Raw genomic sequence first — 16,411 nt, 5'->3', positions numbered from 1 at the left:
TTTCAAAGGAGAAAAACGCTTTAAGCTTTGTGCTTTAAGCCTTAAGCTAAAAAACGATGAATGTTTATTATGAAGGTCAGGTAATATGGGCGCAGTTGGATGCTAATCAGCACATGCGACATTCGGCTTATGCCGATGTGGCGGCGCAAGCCAGGTTAAATTTATTGGAGAGTCTGGGATCGATGCCCACCAAACTTTTTGAACTTAAAATAGGTCCGGTACTGTTTAAGGAAGAGCTCAATTACCTGCGGGAGATCACTATCAATGATTATGTCAAGGTTACCTGCGAGGTGATCAGCTCCCGGGCTGATAGTTCGCGCTGGACGTTCAGACAGGAAGTGTATCGTGGTGACGGTGTTAAAGCCGCCGTGATCATTGTACAGGGTGCCTGGATCGATACGGTAAAACGCAAACTAACCCCATTACCTGCTGAATTAAGCGAACTGTTCATCAAAGCCCCCAAAAGCGACGATTATGTGGAAGAGCTTCCAAAATCACAAAATCAAAACAAATAAATATGGATCAGAAAGAAGTTTTTGAAAAAGCAGTAGCGGATAGTAAAACTTTGCCCACCAAACCCGATAATGAAACGCTGCTGCGTTTATACAGCCTATACAAACAAGCCACCGAAGGCGATATCAACACGGATAACCCACCGGGCATGTTCGACTTTGTGGCCAAGGCTAAATATGATGCCTGGTTAAATTTAAAAGGTGTTACGGCCGATGCTGCCCGCCAGCAATATATCGATCTGGTAAAGGAATTGTCAGGAAAGTAAAGGGGCGTAAAAAAATCGCAAAAAACATCTATCTTTAAATAAACCAATTTATAGCAAAACAAATAGAATTTCCGAAATTTTGACAAATGTTTCCGCCATTTGGCCCTTTGTTAAGCTTCGCTAAAAAGGATATTTGTTTACTGTAAATGAGAGCCAGGAATTAAGAACCAGGAATCAAGAGAAGGACATAATCAGCAAATTACTGTTTGTCTTAATTCTTGATTCTAATATCTTGATTCTTTAATAAACCAATACTAAATTATTTTTTTAACCCTGTCGCTTAATTCTGTTTGTCTCCTGCAAAAGAGATGCTGATTCATCGTTGTTTACATCGTGATTTGGCAGCTTTATAAAGACATATTTAATTAGTCGGCAATAGCATCAAAAAAAGCCATGTCATCACCTAAAAAGTATTTCGCCCGTTTTGTACTTATCCTGCTTACTGTAGTATCCGTGAATATTGCGGCCAAAGCCCAGACCGATAAAATTGAGGGACTTTGGTACAATGATATCAAAAGCGCCAAAATACAGATCAGTAAAGGTACCGACGGCAAATTTAATGGTAAAATAGTATGGCTTAAGGAGCCGCTTAAAAATGGCAAGCCTAAAGTAGACGAAGAAAACAAGGACGAGAAGCTGCGTACCAGGCCTATTATAGGCTTGCACATATTGGAAGGCTTTGTACCCGATGGTGACAACAAATATACCGATGGCAAGATCTATGATCCTAAAAACGGAAAAACCTACTCCTGCAATATCACTTACAAAGGCAAAACATTATCAATCCGCGGCTACATCGGCGTATCGCTGTTTGGCCGCACAACCGTTTGGGAACGAGCGGAATAAATTTTTCAGGGTATCAAGTAGCTAGTATCAAGTATCACGACTTCTAAAAAATGATGCTTATGACCTGCAAAAATCTTGATACTTGATACTAATTACTTGATACTAATCTTATGAAACGAACTATAAAAAAGGTAGCCGTTCTGGGCTCGGGTGTAATGGGCAGCCGTATTGCTTGTCATTTCGCCAATATCGGGGTACAGGTGCTGCTATTGGATATTGTACCAAAAGATGCCCCTGCAGGCGATAAAAAAGCCCGCAATAAAATTGTTAACGACGCGCTTGATTTTGCTTTAAAGTCAAACCCCTCGCCTATCTACCTCAAATCATTTGCCCGGCGCATCAGCACCGGTAATTTTGAGGATGATATGGCAAAAATTGCCGATTACGATTGGGTGATCGAAGTGGTGGTAGAACGACTGGATATCAAACAACAGGTATTTGAAACGGTCGAAAAACACCGCAAACTGGGTACGCTCATTACCTCCAATACTTCTGGTATCCCCATCCATTTGATGACCGAAGGCCGAAGCGATGATTTCAAGAAGCATTTCTGCGGTACTCACTTTTTTAATCCGCCGAGGTATTTAAAATTATTGGAGATCATCCCCACAAAAGATACTTCACCAGAAGTGGTCGATTTCCTGATGGAATACGGGGAAAAATTTCTGGGTAAAACAACCGTACTGGCTAAAGACACGCCAGCTTTCATCGGCAACCGTATTGGCGTGTTCGCCATCATGAGTATACTACATTATGTAGAAAAAACCGGCATGACGGTAGAAGAGATCGACAAGCTGACGGGCCCGGTGATCGGTCACCCCAAATCAGCTACCTTCCGTACCAACGATGTGGTAGGTTTGGATACCATGGTGCATGTAGCCAATGGCCTCAGCAAAAACGCCCCCGATGATGAAGCGAAGGAATTATTCGCTATTCCAGAGTTTGTGAACGGTATGCTCAAAAACAACTGGCTGGGCAGCAAAACCGGGCAGGGTTTTTATAAAAAGGAAAAGGTAGATGGAGCCAATCAGTTCTTCGCGCTCGATCTCAAGACCCTGGAATACAAACCATCGCAAAAAGTAAAATTCCCGGTTTTAGATATTACCAAAAATATAGATAGCTTAAAAGAACGTTTAAAGGTCCTGATTGCGGCAAAAGATAAGGCCGGCGATTTTTATCGCTCCACTTTTTATCAGCTTTTTGCCTACGCCAGCAACCGCATCCCAGAAATTGCCGACGAGTTTTACAAAATAGATGCGGCCGTTACCGCCGGTTTCGGCTGGGAAATAGGCCCCTTTGAAAAATGGGATGCTCTTGGCGTGGCCGATACCGTGAAAGCGATGGAAGCAGCGGGCAGCAAACCTGCCCAATGGGTATATGATATGCTGGCCTCTGGGGCCGATAGCTTCTATAAAATAGCCGATGGGAAACGTCAGTATTATGATATCGCCTCCAAAACTTATAAGGTAATTCCGGGTACCGAGAATTTTATACTGCTGAGCAATATCCGCGAAGCCAATACCATCTGGAAAAACACCGGTACTACCATTACCGATATTGGCGATGGCATCATCAACCTGGAGTTCCATACTAAAATGAACACCATTGGCGGCGATGTGATAGAAGGTATCAACAAAGCCATTACCCTGGCCGAAAAAAGCTATAAAGGTCTGGTGATCTCTAACGAAGGCGCCAATTTCAGCGCCGGTGCCAACGTAGGTATGATATTTATGATGGCCGTTGAGCAGGAGTTTGACGAACTGAATATGGTGATCAAAGCCTTCCAAACCGCTATGATGCGCATCCGCTATTCATCCATTCCGGTTGTAGCTGCACCTCACCAGATGGCATTGGGCGGCGGCTGTGAGCTTTGCCTGCATGCCGATAAAGTAGTTGCCCATGCCGAATTATATATGGGCCTGGTGGAATTTGGCGTTGGCCTGATCCCCGGCGGCGGCGGTACTAAAGAATTTGCCCTTCGCCTGTCTGACGAGCTGCAGGATGGTGATGTGGAACTCAACAATTTCCGTGACAGGTTCCTCACCATTGGCCAGGCTAAAGTATCTACTTCAGCATACGAGGCTTTTGAATTTGGATACCTGAAAAAAGGTCGCGACGTAGTGGTAGTATCACAAAACCGCCTGCTGGCTGAGGCTAAACAACATTGCCTGCAACTGGCTAACGAAGGTTATGTACAGCCCGTGCAGCGCACCGATATCCGGGTGCTGGGCAAACAGGCTTTGGGTTTGGGTTATGTAGGCGCCAACACTATGTACAGCGGCAATTATATAAGCGAGCACGATGTGAAAATTTCGCAAAAACTGGCCTACGTACTGGCTGGTGGCGATCTGTCGCAGCCCTCACTCGTAAGTGAAGAATATTTGCTGGGCTTAGAGCGGGAGGCCTTTGTTTCCCTCTGCACCGAGCGCAAAACGCTGGAACGCATCCAGTCGATTATAACAGGTGGTAAAGTGTTAAGGAATTAAATGGGGGCGGGGTTCGCGTTGCGTGGCTCCGGGTACGAGAGATTAAAATACCCGAAACCCGACCCTCGAAACCCGAACCATAACAAACTAAACAGAAAAGAAATGGACGCATACATAGTGGCTGCAAGCCGCAGCGCAGTTGGAAAAGCTACCCGGGGAGGCTTTAGGTTTACCCGGCCGGATACCCTTGCCGCAGATGTGATCAAACATCTCATGGCATCGGTACCCAATGTGGATAAGGATCAGATAGAAGATGTAATTGTGGGTAATGCTACCCCAGAAGCTGAGCAAGGCTTAAACGTGGGCAGACTGATATCGCTCATGGCTCTTGATACCGATAAAGTACCCGGCATGACCGTGAACCGTTATTGCGCCTCGGGCTTGGAAACCATCGCCATTGCATCGGCAAAAGTACACAGCGGCATTGCCGATTGTATTATTGCCGGCGGTGTAGAGAGCATGAGTCTGCTGCCTATGGGTGGCTGGCGTGTGGTACCCAATGCCGATATAGCCCTGGCCCATCCCGATTATTACTGGGGCATGGGTTTAACCGCCGAAGCCGTAGCCAAAGAATACAAAGTTGGTCGCGAAGAGCAAGACCAGTTTGCCTATAACTCGCACCAGAAAGCCATCAACGCTATCAAAGAAGGAAAATTTAAGGACGAGATAGTGGCCGTAAATGTTACCGAAACCTACGTTGACGAAACCGGCAAAAAGAAAAACCGCGACTTTAAAGTAGATACCGACGAAGGCCCGCGTGCGGATACCTCATTAGAGGCTTTAGCCAAATTGAAACCCGTATTTGATGCCAGGGGTGTAGTAACCGCGGGCAATTCATCCCAAACAAGCGATGGTGCGGCCTTTGTGATGGTAGTAAGTGAGCGCTTTTTAAAGGCCAATAACCTGAAGCCGATTGCCCGGCTGGTAAACTATGCCGTTGCCGGTGTGCCGCCGCGTATTATGGGTATCGGTCCGCTGGTGGCTATTCCCAAAGCTTTAAAACAGGCTGGGATGAAACAGCAGGACATTGATCTGATTGAGCTGAACGAAGCCTTTGCATCGCAATCACTGGCGGTTATCAAAGGTTTGGATCTTGATATCGATCGTATCAACGTTAATGGCGGCGCTATTGCATTGGGTCACCCACTGGGTTGTACCGGCGCAAAGCTATCTGTACAGTTGTTTAACGAGTTGAAACGCAGGGATAAAAAATACGGTATGGTTACCATGTGCGTAGGTACCGGACAAGGTGCCGCGGGCATTTTTGAATTATTATAATTTGGGTATCAAGTAGCTAGTATCAAGTATCACGACTTTTAAACGCGGTACTTACAAGCAAAGAAAAATCTTAATATCTGCATTAGCTACTTAATACTATAAAAATCTGATACTAAAAAGGCGAGTGTCTTGATACTTGATACTAGCTACTTGATACTAACTAAAAAAAGATGGAAAAAGTGGCAAGATTGTTTGATTGCATGGAGATTCAGGCCCGGGAACCCCGGCCCGATCTGTTAAATGCCAAGGAGAATGGTGTATGGCGGGCATATAGCACGCAGGAAACGCATACTCTCATCTACCAGTTAGCCATGGCCCTGTTGGATCTGGGTGTTTCTGGCGGCGACGGCACAACCGAGGGCCGCGACAAAATAGGGCTCATCAGCAATGGCCGGCCCGAATGGCTTATTACCGATCTGGCTGTACAGCAAACCGGCGCTATCCTGGTACCCCTGTATCCCAACAGCAACCCCAAAGAGCTGGAACAGATCCTGAACGAGGCCGAAGTAAAATACCTGTTTGTAAGCAGCCAGGACTTGTATGATAAGGTAAATGCCGTATATGCTAATATACCAACATTAAAAGCTATTTATACTTTTGACCACCTGGACAACTGCCCCCACTGGTCGGTATTGTTAAAACCCCTGCCAGATGGCTTTCGCGACAGGCTATCAGCCATTAGCAAAACCATTAACGAGGATGATGTAACCACCATTATTTACACATCGGGCACCACCGGCAGACCTAAAGGCGTAATGCTCACCCACAAAAATATCGTGAGCAATGTGGTTGCCTCCGGCGAAGTGCTCGGGCAGATCCCTATTGAACAAAAACGAGCCCTGAGCTTTTTGCCGCTTAATCACATTTTCGAAAAAATGTGTACTTATATTTATCTCTTCTATGGTTTCTCCATTTCCTATGCCGAAAGCATGGATACTATAGGCGCCAATATGAAAGAGGCCAAACCTTACATTTTTACCGCTGTGCCGCGCCTGCTGGAAAAAGTGTTCGAAAAGATCATGGCGGCCGGACAGCAGCTCACCGGTATTAAAAAGAAAATTTTTACCTGGTCTATCAAGGTGGCCGAAGAGTTCGAGATCGAAAATCAAAGCCTGTGGTATAAAATAAAACGGGCCATTGCCGATAAGCTGGTGTACAGCAAATGGCGTGAAGCGGTAGGCGGTAATGTAAAGGCCATCGTTATTGGCAGCTCCGCCTGCCCCATCAAGCTCGAAAAAATATTTACTGCCGCCGGCATGACGGTGATGGAAGGTTATGGCCTTACAGAAACATCACCGGTAATTGCGGTTAACTGTTATAATACCGGCCGTAAATTTGGCACCGTAGGCAAGCTGATCAGCGGTGTACAGGTTAAAATTGCCGAGGATGGCGAGATCCTTTGCAAAGGACCAAACATTACCGTGGGCTATTATAAAAACCCCGAAATGACTGCCGAAGTGATTAAAGACGGCTGGTTTTACACCGGTGATATAGGTGAGCTGGATAAGGATGGTTTCCTGAAAATAACCGACCGTAAAAAGGAGATCTTCAAAACATCAGGTGGTAAGTATGTAGCGCCGATGCCTATTGAAAATAAGATGAAGGAAAATCATTTTATTGAGCAGATGATGGTAGTTGGCCCCGAACGGAAATTCACAGCGGCGCTTATCGTTCCGTCATACACCAACTTAAAACCATGGTGCGAAAAAAACGATATCCCCTTTACCTCACATCGGGATGTAATCAGTAATCCCCGGGTTATTGAACTTTACCAATCCATCATTGATGGCTTTAACCCCGAGTTTAACCATGTGGAGCAGGTAAAAAAGCTAACTCTCCTGCCCGAAGAATGGTCGATAGACAGCGGCGAACTTACCCCCACCGGCAAAATGAAACGCAAAGTGATCATGGAAAAATATAAAACCGAAATTGATAAGATCTATTCAGGCGAAGAACATGAAAATCCTTCGTTAGTACACTAGAAAATAGTATCAAGTAGCTAGTATCAAGTATCACGACTTTTAGTACTTGGTATCTTATACAATAGGAGTGTCTTGCTACTTGATACTAGCTACTTGATACTAAAATCAAAAACATGACAACATTCCAATTAACCATAAACAACGGCCTGGCTATTTTAACACTGGATCGTGGCCGGTCAAATGCTATTAACCACCAGATGGTTAAGGAGCTGATCACCGCCGTACAAACGCTGGAAAATGATACCAGTGTAAGCGGACTCATTATCACCGGCAAACCTGGTTTCTTTTCATCTGGCATCGACCTGATTGAGGCTTACGAATATAATGAGGAGCAAAGTCGTGGTTTGTGGACCGATTTCCTGTCGCTGCAGCGATCATTAGTGGCTTTCAGAAAACCGATGGTAGCAGCTATCAGCGGTCATAGTCCAGCAGGTGGTTGCGTACTGGCCATTTGTGCCGACTATCGTGTCATGACCGAAGGCTCCTTTATTATCGGTTTAAATGAGATCCCCGTAGGCATTATTGTGCCCGATAGCGTGGCCACCCTGTATTCCTTTTGGCTGGGGCAACGCAGGGCTTATCAATACCTCATGGAAGGTAAGCTCCTGAAAGTTAATGAAGCGTTGGAAGTTGGTTTGATAGATGAGGTCAGTGCGCCCGAAAGCTTGCTCACCACTGCCGAAAAAAAGATCAAGACCTATATGCAGCTTAACCAGGTAACCTGGAGCCAAAGCAAACTAAACCTGCGCCATGAACTTATAACCAAGCTCAGCGCCGACCAAAGCACAGCCCTAAATCATATGCTGGCACAATGGTGGGCCCCCGAAGTACGCAAAGGCCTGCAAATGCTTATCCAGAATTTAAAATCAAAAACAACAACCGCTTAAAAAGAATCAAGAGATAAGAGTCAAGAATCAAGAGAATAATTAATCGCATATTTAAGTGTAGACGCTTAAACTGACATAAGAAAAAAGTAGTCGATGTGGTGGCTGGATTGTGCGATTCCCCTCTTGAGAGGGGCTGAGGGGTGTGTTTATTAAGCGTAATAACACACCCCTGCCGCTACTCAGCCAGACGCGCCCCCTCTCAAAAGGGGATTTAAAAAATAGAAGAATGCTTTATCTTACAAATAAAATTCAATCGCTAAACAAGTTATGGATATCAAGTATTTGATACAATTAAAGAACCATCCCACAATAAAAGAAAAGAGCACTGATTATGTAAACAAGCTTAAACCTTTAACCGAAGCAGAAATTGTTAGTCTGGAAGTCAGATACAATGATGAAAAAACCTTCCCTGCCGCGTTACGGGAGCTGTTGTATTTGGCTGGTAATGATTGTTACGTATTAGACTATGGACTAAGCGATTCCCAAGAAGAAATGCAGGAAGATGGTAGAAAATGGTTAGTAAAGCATAATAAAACTATTAACAGACCATTTTTTGTAATAGATGTTTATAATGGAAGTAACCAGTTTCTTTTTGTTTATCTGGATGAAGGAGATGATCCCTTAGTGTATGAAGCGGTTTTGTATGATAAAACAACAGGATGGATTCACTGCTTGAATAATAATGTACAATTATCCGAATTTATAGATAACCAATTATTACGACTCTTAAGTGACCAAAACCCATTTTAAATAATACTCTCAAAAAAACATCATGAGTAATAGCACAGCAGTAACCACAGGTATGTTAAGGGATGATGCCCTGAAAGGAAAAACCATTATTGTAACCGGTGGCGGTACCGGTTTGGGGAAAGCCATGGGCACCTACTTTTTAAAACTGGGCGCTAATCTGGTAATTACCAGTCGTAAGTTGGATGTGCTGCAAAAAACCGCCGCCGAAATGGAAGCAGAAACCGGCGGCAAAGTTTTAGCCATTTCCTGCGATGTACGCAATTATGATGATGTACAAAAAATGCTGGAGCAATCCATTGCCACATTTGGCCGGGTTGATGCCCTGCTAAACAACGCGGCGGGTAATTTTATTTCTCCAACAGAACGGCTCTCTGCAAACGCGTTTTCGGCGGTTATTGATATTGTGCTGAAAGGCTCGGTCAACTGCTCGCTCGCCCTGGGCAAATACTGGATAGCCGAAAAAATGCCCGGCAGTATCCTTAATATTATTACCACGTATGCCTTTACGGGCTCGGCCTATGTAGTACCGTCGGCTTGTGCCAAAGGCGGCGTACTGGCCATGACCCGCTCATTGGCGGTGGAATGGGGGCGTCACGGTATCCGTACCAATGCCATAGCCCCGGGCCCCTTCCCTACCAAAGGTGCTTGGGAACGTTTACTACCCGGCGACATGGCGCAAAAGTTTGATTTCAAAAACCGAGTGCCCCTGAAACGGGTAGGCGAACACCAGGAACTGGCTAACCTGGCCGCGTTCCTGGTATCCGACTTCTCGGGCTACATCAACGGCGAAGTGATTACCATAGATGGCGGCGAATGGCTGCAGGGCGCAGGCCAATTCAGCGGACTTGAAATGGTTCCCGATCAAATGTGGGATAGTATCGAACAGGCAACCCGCAAAGCGCAGTAGGTTATTTAAACTCTAAAAACTAAATTCTAAACTCTAAAAAAACTAAGCTGTCCTTTCTAAGGAGGTGCGAGAAGAAATCCCCTCCTCTCCTTCCCGCAATGTCATTATTTAATCGATAACGAATGCGCCGTAGGTGCAAAATGTCGGTAGAAAAGATAGGTACAAGAATTATAGCGTGCCGTCAGGTACGCAATTCGACAAGTTTCGTACCTGATGGCACGAATTTTTGGTTTATTTTTCTGCTACCGACCTTTAACACCTACGGCGTTTACTTAAATAATGACATTGCCCTTCCCGCAATGTCATTTAAGGATACTCCGTAGGAGTAAAAGCTTTGTAGAAAGCAAAAATAAGTGTTCAGCATGCCGTAGGTATGCAACCTGAGTGCAGTACCTACGGCACTGAATTGGAAATTGCCTTTTTTCTACAAAGCTTTACCCCCCTGAGGTTTGCAAAATTCCTTAACTTAATGACATTGGCCCTTCCCGAGGGAAGGAATCACATTGTCTCTGGCTTTTTTTTAAATTTGGTTCAAGATCAATTAAATTTCAATTCCCTCCCCACGGGATGGGTGCGGCCGGCTGTGCGCAAAAGCAGGGAGGAGTTTATACGACAGGTATCACGAATGAACCCCTATCTGCCAAATGATAACCAGGTCTTCATTCCAAACCATCAATTCCCATCTGCGGCCGATAACCAGAACGAAACGCGTTAACAACCGATCTTGGCGTGAGCACCGTAACCTTTGCCGATGCGGTCAGCGGAGCGCCCTGCTCATACCCAAAGGGTGTCCAATGCCTGATCATATTGTTGGCTAAAAGATAGGGCTCACCACTCACCTGTATAAATACACCATCCGGCAGTTCTTCAATAGCAGCTTCAGACGTTACCTTGTTACCCTTTTTATCTATCCGTTCCTCGTGTATGATCTCATCTATTTTTCCGATGAGTACTTTATGGTCAAAGCCATATTCGGGGTTGCCTTTAAGCCAGGCTGCTTTAAAACGGTTGGCATCGTCCCGGCGGCATTCAAAACAGGGCCGGTGCCCTGCCGAAAACGCGGTGGCTTCATCATAAAAAAATAATTCGGTATATAAATTGGGCGCCATCACTTGCCTGTGCCTGTCTTTAAATTGCAGCACACAAATTAACCAGGCTTTCAGCTTAAAAGGGCGCAATATGGTTTGGGTATCACCATGCAATTGCCCCCGGTTACCCAGCCAGGCGCCGCGGGCACTCGTTTTGATGATGTTTCCTTGCGGGTCTACACGGTTTTGCAGCATAGCGTATTTTTAATCGCAATTGGTATTCAATTTTCATACCATAGCGTTTACGCTAATTTACGATATATCTTATCATCCAAAAACACATCATGTGTTGTTTCGTCCCCTCAGGGTCTCCTGAAAAGCCCCTCAGAGGTTGCCTGGAATCAATATATAACGCAGGGTCCTCTACGAGAGACCCTGCGTGGACAAAATTTGAAAATATATTTATAATTTATAGCCATAATCTAATTTCAAAAATATTATGGCAAAGATTAAAGCACCTACCAAAGACAAGGGTAAAAACATTTTGTATAGTGTTCGTCCCCTCAGGGTCTCCTGGAAGGGACCCTGAGGTTGCCTGGAGTCAATAATATAACGCAGGGTCCTCTACGAGAGACCCTGCGTGGACAAATTATTACTATCCATAAGAGGATGTACGGTCGCTATCTCATCAAGCGCAAATGCACGTCCAATAATCTACTTGCCCATACGCTTAACGTGTTCCCTATTCGCTCCTCAAACTTTTCACCGGGTTGGCCAGCGCTGCTTTGACAGATTGGAAGCTGATGGTAACAAATGCGATAACGATAGCTATACCTGCGGCCAGTACAAAAACCGTCCAGTGGATGGATATGCGGTAAGCAAAGGCACCCAACCAGCTGGTCATGGCGTACCATGCTATAGGGGTGGCTACAATAATGCCCATGAGTACCAGTTTAATAAAATCCTTAGCCAACAGACCAATAACGCCTGTAACCGATGCCCCCAATACCTTGCGCACACCAATTTCGCGGGTGCGTACCTGGGCGGTGTAGGTTGCCAGGCCTAACAGCCCCAGGCATGAGATGAGTATGGCCATGCCTGCAAAATAGTTAAACAAGGTACTTTCGCGCTGTTCGCCCTGGTAAAGGTTGTTGAATATCTCGTCAAGGAAGTTATAAGAAAAAGGGAACTCCCCGTTGTATTGTTTAAACTGCCTACCCGCCGCGGCTATCACTGCGGCCGCATTATTAGTGCTGGTTTTAACATATAAAGTTTGGTAAACAGCCGGGCGATAAAAGTAAATAGCAGGTGCAATTTTTTCGCGCAGACTGTTATAATGAAAGTCTTTAACCACACCTATGATGGTGCCATTTGTTTTTTGGAAACGGAAATGCTTACCAATGGGATTTTTCATCCCGATCTCCCTTACGGCGGCTTCGTTAAGTATAAAATGGGTCGAATCGGCTACGGCGCCGCTAAAGCTGCTGCCTTGCTGCATTTTGAGTTTAAAAAACCGGATGAAATCCTTATCTATCCCCATTGGATGCAGGATAAAGGTTTGGCCCGGCGCTTTGCCATCCCATGAATTATCGCCCGAGATCATGCCGCTTCTAATGATGTTGCCGGTTGCCCGGGTTACGCCCTCTACACCAGGTTGCTTCAAAAGTTCGGCCCTTACGGCATCATAATGTTTAGCGGCATCGCGCATCCAGACACCGAAAACGCGGCTTTTATCGTACCCTAAATTTTTTGATTGGATATATTTGAGTTGCTGGGTAATAACCAAAGTGCTCACAATAAGCACTACCGAAAAGGTAAACTGTACCACCACCAGTATTTTACGGAAAAGGGCATCGCCAATGCTGCTGTTTATTTTACCCTTCAGTGCTTTTAAAGGCTCGAAAGATGATAGCAGCATGGCCGGATAAATGCTGGATAAAGCCAGTGTAGCTGTTACCGTGATGGCTATAATGAGCCAGATGTGCGGATTAAGCAGGCTAAACACCAGTTGCTTGCCGGCCAGCTGGTTAAATACCGGCATCAGCAGGTAAATGGCGAACAATGCCAATATCGTGGCGAAAAAGAACAGTAAGGCTGTCTCCACCAGGAACTGCATAAACAGCTGCATTTTGGCCGCCCCTATAATTTTACGCATGCTGATCTCTTTGGCGCGCAGCAACGCGCGTGCTGTTGAAAGGTTTACATAATTGATACAGGCTATTAATAAAATAACCAGGGCTATAATGATAAAAATGCGCACCGTTTGGATACCGCGATCGGTACCATCGGCATTGTACAGGTGCATTTTATGGATGGGCAGCAGCAGGTAATCGGCATCGGTGTCTTCGGCTTTGTGCTTAATGTGGATCTTAAACAAATCGGCCGAGAGCTTTTTTAACGATGTGCCCGGTTTTACTTTAAAATAGGTTTGATAATTGTAGCTACCGAAATCGGTATTCGCATCCACCTTGCTATTTACCAGCATTGATTTAACCTGGTAACTCATGGGCATGATCATATCAAAGTTGATGCTGGAGTTAAGCGGAAAATCATTGATAACCCCGCTTACCGTAAAGTTTTCCTTACCGTCGGCTACAAGCACTTTACCAATGGCATTATCGGTGCCAAAATATTTTCGCGCCGTTTTTTTGGTGATAACAACAGAGTTATCATTTGTAAAAGGCTTTGCAGTATTGCCTTCCACCAGGGGAAAATCAAAGATTTTGAACAGGGATGGATCGGCAAAGGCTACGTTTTGCTCGCCAAAAACTTTTTCCTTGTATTTATATAACGAGAAATACCAGTTGCCAGTTATGCGTACCTGGTCCTGCACCTCAGGGAGCTCCTGCTTAGCCAGCGGACCGATGGGGGCCACCGTACTTTCCCAGATCTGTTTACTGGCACCTGTGCCGCCAAAAAGTTCTACGCGGTAAATGTTATCGCCGTTTTTATGGAAGCTATCAAAACTTAATTCATCCTGTACCCAAAGCAAAATCAATATACCAATGGCCAGCCCGGCAGTAAGCCCGGCAATATTAATAAATGAATAGAATTTGTTGCGAAATAAATTTCGCCAGGCGGTTTTAAAGTAGTTTTTAAGCATGGCAACAGTATGTTATTGAATTGATCATAGTATAAAATCATGCCATTTTTATAATTAATTGATTAACAATATCTTACTAACTTTATTGTTTCGCTGGCCGTTCATAAGCGGACAGTTGCGTGCGGTTGTATTACAAAGATAATCTGGCTGGCAAAATAAGCGTAACCTAACTTTCATTGCAAACACAACTCCGGAGGAATAACATATTTATAGGCAGAACACATTAGTTCAAAGGCTCCGGGGTACGCCTCCTATCGGTTGTTTAAAAGCGATTTCCCTGTTAGCTGCAGATGCTCATTTGATTGTTCCAATAAATTTTCGTATATTGTAAGGTAAGCGGCCCGGCTATCTTTTAAAAGATAGCCGGGCTGTTTGGTTAAGGAGAATTAAATTCCAAAAACCCAACCGTTTGGTATGTTGCTATTTGATAGTCAATTACCTAATACTTTTTAAAGTTTTAAAAACTGTTTAAAACCGGGTTAAAATTTGTTAAAAAGTGTTAAAACGAGACTTTTTTGAACATTTTTCACGTGTTTTTTCCTCGGTTCGGAACGAAAAGTGTTAAAATTTAAGGTTTAAAAAGTTTTTGGGAGCGGATAATGAATAAGACAGGGCGTGATCAAGGCTTATCATATTGTTCATTTTGTCATAAATTATTTTGCGCTTACCTCCCCCAATTATGTCGGTTTTAGGAATAATTCGGAGGTGCCGATAACAAAATCGGCGGAGCATTCCGGTATACTACTTTTGGCTTTGGTACAAAAAGTAACTTTAAACAATTTAAAGTTACTTTTTTGCCAATCGGTTCAAAAACCGCCTAATTTTTATTTTTAGGCACATTTTAGTAAATTTGTTTAAACCAAATTTATATGTACAACCTACTTGTTTCTCCCGAAAATGTCCAGGCTTCCCTACAGAAGCATGTGCTTGCCGATGGCTTTGATCTTACGTTTGATATGGAAAAAAGTAAGGGTGTTTATATTTACGATGCTAAATATAACCGGACACTGCTTGATTTTTTTACCTGCTTCGCTTCCGTTCCTTTGGGCTATAACCACCCTAAAATGATCAACGACGAAGAGTTCAAAAAAAACCTGATGCTGGCCGCGTTAACTAACCCCTCAAATTCCGATATCTATACCACGCAGTACGCGCAGTTTGTTGAAACATTTTCCCGGGTGGGCATACCTGATTATCTCCCTCATGCATTTTTTATTGCCGGGGGCTCACTGGCTATCGAGAACGCGCTTAAGGTTGCCATGGACTGGAAAGTACAAAAAAACTTCGCGAAGGGCTACACGAAAGAAAAAGGGCACAAAATACTGCATTTTGAGCAGGCCTTTCACGGTCGCTCCGGCTATACTTTAAGCTTAACCAATACTCAGCCCAACAAAACAAAATGGTTTGCCAAATTCGATTGGCCGCGGGTATCAGTACCACAAATAAATTTTCCGTACAGCGATGCCAATCATGATGACCTGGTACAAAGAGAGCAATTCAGCATTTCCCAGATCCGGACCGCCTTTGCCGAGAATAAGGATGATATATGCGCCATTATTATTGAGCCCATACAATCAGAAGGCGGCGACAACCATGTGCGCAGGGAGTTTCTGGAAAAACTAAGGGAACTGGCTGATGAATACGAAGCCATGCTGATATATGACGAAGTGCAAACAGGTGTTGGCCTTACCGGCAAATTCTGGTGTCATGAGCATTTTGGCGAAAAGGCGCGTCCGGATATTTTAGCCTTTGGCAAAAAGATGCAGGTATGCGGCATACTGGCCAGTACCCGGGTTGATGAGGTGGAAAATAATGTTTTCCGGGTATCGTCCCGCATCAACTCCACCTGGGGCGGCAGCCTGGTTGATATGGTACGGTCATCAAAGATCATGGAGATCATGGAAGAAGATAACCTTTGCGATAATGCCGCCAAAATGGGTGAGTATTTACAGGAGCAGTTGAGTGATATCGCCTCACGTACTTCAATTATCAGTAACGTACGCGGCAAAGGATTATTAACCGCTTTTGATTTTCCAGATAAAAACAAGCGGGATACTTTTATACAGCAAGGACTGCAAAATAATATCATGTACCTGGGATGCGGTGAAAAAAGTATACGTTTCAGGCCGGCGCTGATCATTGAAAAAGAACACATTGACCTTGGATTGGATATGCTCGAAAAAATATCGCGTACCTTATAATACTGCAATAATATCGTTACAGGCAAATTAGTTATTCTATAGAATAAAGGCTTTTTGTATTTAATATGTGGTCAACCATGCACCTAAAAGGGTGAAATGATACTTTTGGAGGGTAAAGAAGAGTGATATATTAATATATACTATTTTTTAGACAAAATACGCTAT

The 16,411-nt window shown here is 44.4% G+C and carries 12 protein-coding genes; 10 read left to right on the top strand and 2 right to left on the bottom strand.

All coding sequences use genetic code 11. The annotated features are described in order from the left end of the window. The first annotated feature begins 56 nt into the window (after nt 1–56). From AB6735_RS19535 to AB6735_RS19495, 9 genes are all read left to right on the top strand, one after another. Nucleotides 57–515: an acyl-CoA thioesterase gene (locus AB6735_RS19535; RefSeq protein ID WP_370997658.1), complete on the top strand. Its 459-nt coding sequence runs from the start codon at nt 57–59 to the stop codon at nt 513–515. A 2-nt stretch (nt 516–517) separates the two neighbouring features. Further along, nucleotides 518–778, top strand: a complete 261-nt coding sequence (locus tag AB6735_RS19530; protein WP_370997657.1) for an acyl-CoA-binding protein — start codon at nt 518–520, stop codon at nt 776–778. A gap of 393 nt (nt 779–1,171) precedes the next feature. Beyond that, nucleotides 1,172–1,624, top strand: a complete 453-nt coding sequence (locus AB6735_RS19525) for a DUF2147 domain-containing protein (RefSeq protein WP_370997655.1) — start codon at nt 1,172–1,174, stop codon at nt 1,622–1,624. A 110-nt stretch (nt 1,625–1,734) separates the two neighbouring features. Next, nucleotides 1,735–4,110, top strand: a complete 2,376-nt coding sequence (locus tag AB6735_RS19520; RefSeq protein ID WP_370997654.1) for a 3-hydroxyacyl-CoA dehydrogenase/enoyl-CoA hydratase family protein — start codon at nt 1,735–1,737, stop codon at nt 4,108–4,110. Nucleotides 4,111–4,212: 102 nt separating this feature from the next. Continuing rightward, nucleotides 4,213–5,388: an acetyl-CoA C-acyltransferase gene (locus AB6735_RS19515; RefSeq protein ID WP_370997653.1), complete on the top strand. Its 1,176-nt coding sequence runs from the start codon at nt 4,213–4,215 to the stop codon at nt 5,386–5,388. Between the two features lie 170 nt (nt 5,389–5,558). Beyond that, nucleotides 5,559–7,370 (top strand): long-chain fatty acid--CoA ligase, encoded by a 1,812-nt coding sequence (locus AB6735_RS19510; protein ID WP_370997652.1) that lies wholly within the window; start codon nt 5,559–5,561, stop codon nt 7,368–7,370. 113 nt (nt 7,371–7,483) lie between these two features. After that, a complete protein-coding gene (locus AB6735_RS19505; RefSeq protein WP_370997650.1) occupies nt 7,484–8,257 on the top strand; it encodes an enoyl-CoA hydratase/isomerase family protein in 774 nt (257 codons plus the stop codon). Between the two features lie 267 nt (nt 8,258–8,524). Next, the gene (locus AB6735_RS19500) at nt 8,525–9,007 is read left to right on the top strand and encodes a hypothetical protein (RefSeq protein WP_370997647.1); all 483 of its coding nucleotides are present in this window, start codon (nt 8,525–8,527) and stop codon (nt 9,005–9,007) included. 22 nt (nt 9,008–9,029) lie between these two features. Then, on the top strand, nt 9,030–9,914 hold the full coding sequence (locus AB6735_RS19495; RefSeq protein WP_370997646.1) for an SDR family oxidoreductase: 885 nt from the start codon (nt 9,030–9,032) through the stop codon (nt 9,912–9,914). Nucleotides 9,915–10,573: 659 nt separating this feature from the next. On the opposite strand, the gene AB6735_RS19490 is transcribed toward AB6735_RS19495, so the two are convergent. Both AB6735_RS19490 and AB6735_RS19485 read right to left on the bottom strand, forming a co-directional pair. Further along, nucleotides 10,574–11,197 (bottom strand): hypothetical protein, encoded by a 624-nt coding sequence (locus tag AB6735_RS19490; RefSeq protein WP_370997644.1) that lies wholly within the window; start codon nt 11,195–11,197, stop codon nt 10,574–10,576. A gap of 487 nt (nt 11,198–11,684) precedes the next feature. Further along, nucleotides 11,685–14,045 carry an ABC transporter permease gene (locus AB6735_RS19485; protein ID WP_370997643.1) on the bottom strand — a complete coding sequence of 787 codons (2,361 nt, stop codon included), beginning with the start codon at nt 14,043–14,045 and terminating at the stop codon, nt 11,685–11,687. A gap of 869 nt (nt 14,046–14,914) precedes the next feature. Here AB6735_RS19485 and lat point away from each other — a divergent pair. Beyond that, nucleotides 14,915–16,246: an L-lysine 6-transaminase gene (gene lat / locus AB6735_RS19480; protein WP_370997641.1), complete on the top strand. Its 1,332-nt coding sequence runs from the start codon at nt 14,915–14,917 to the stop codon at nt 16,244–16,246. The last annotated feature ends 165 nt before the right edge of the window (nt 16,247–16,411 follow it).

It is taken from the genome of Mucilaginibacter sp. RCC_168, assembly GCF_041355315.1.
Taxonomy (GTDB): Bacteria; Bacteroidota; Bacteroidia; order Sphingobacteriales; family Sphingobacteriaceae; genus Mucilaginibacter.
The sequence above is the reverse complement of the archived record's forward strand: the minus strand, read 5'-3'. Positions and strand labels throughout refer to the sequence as shown.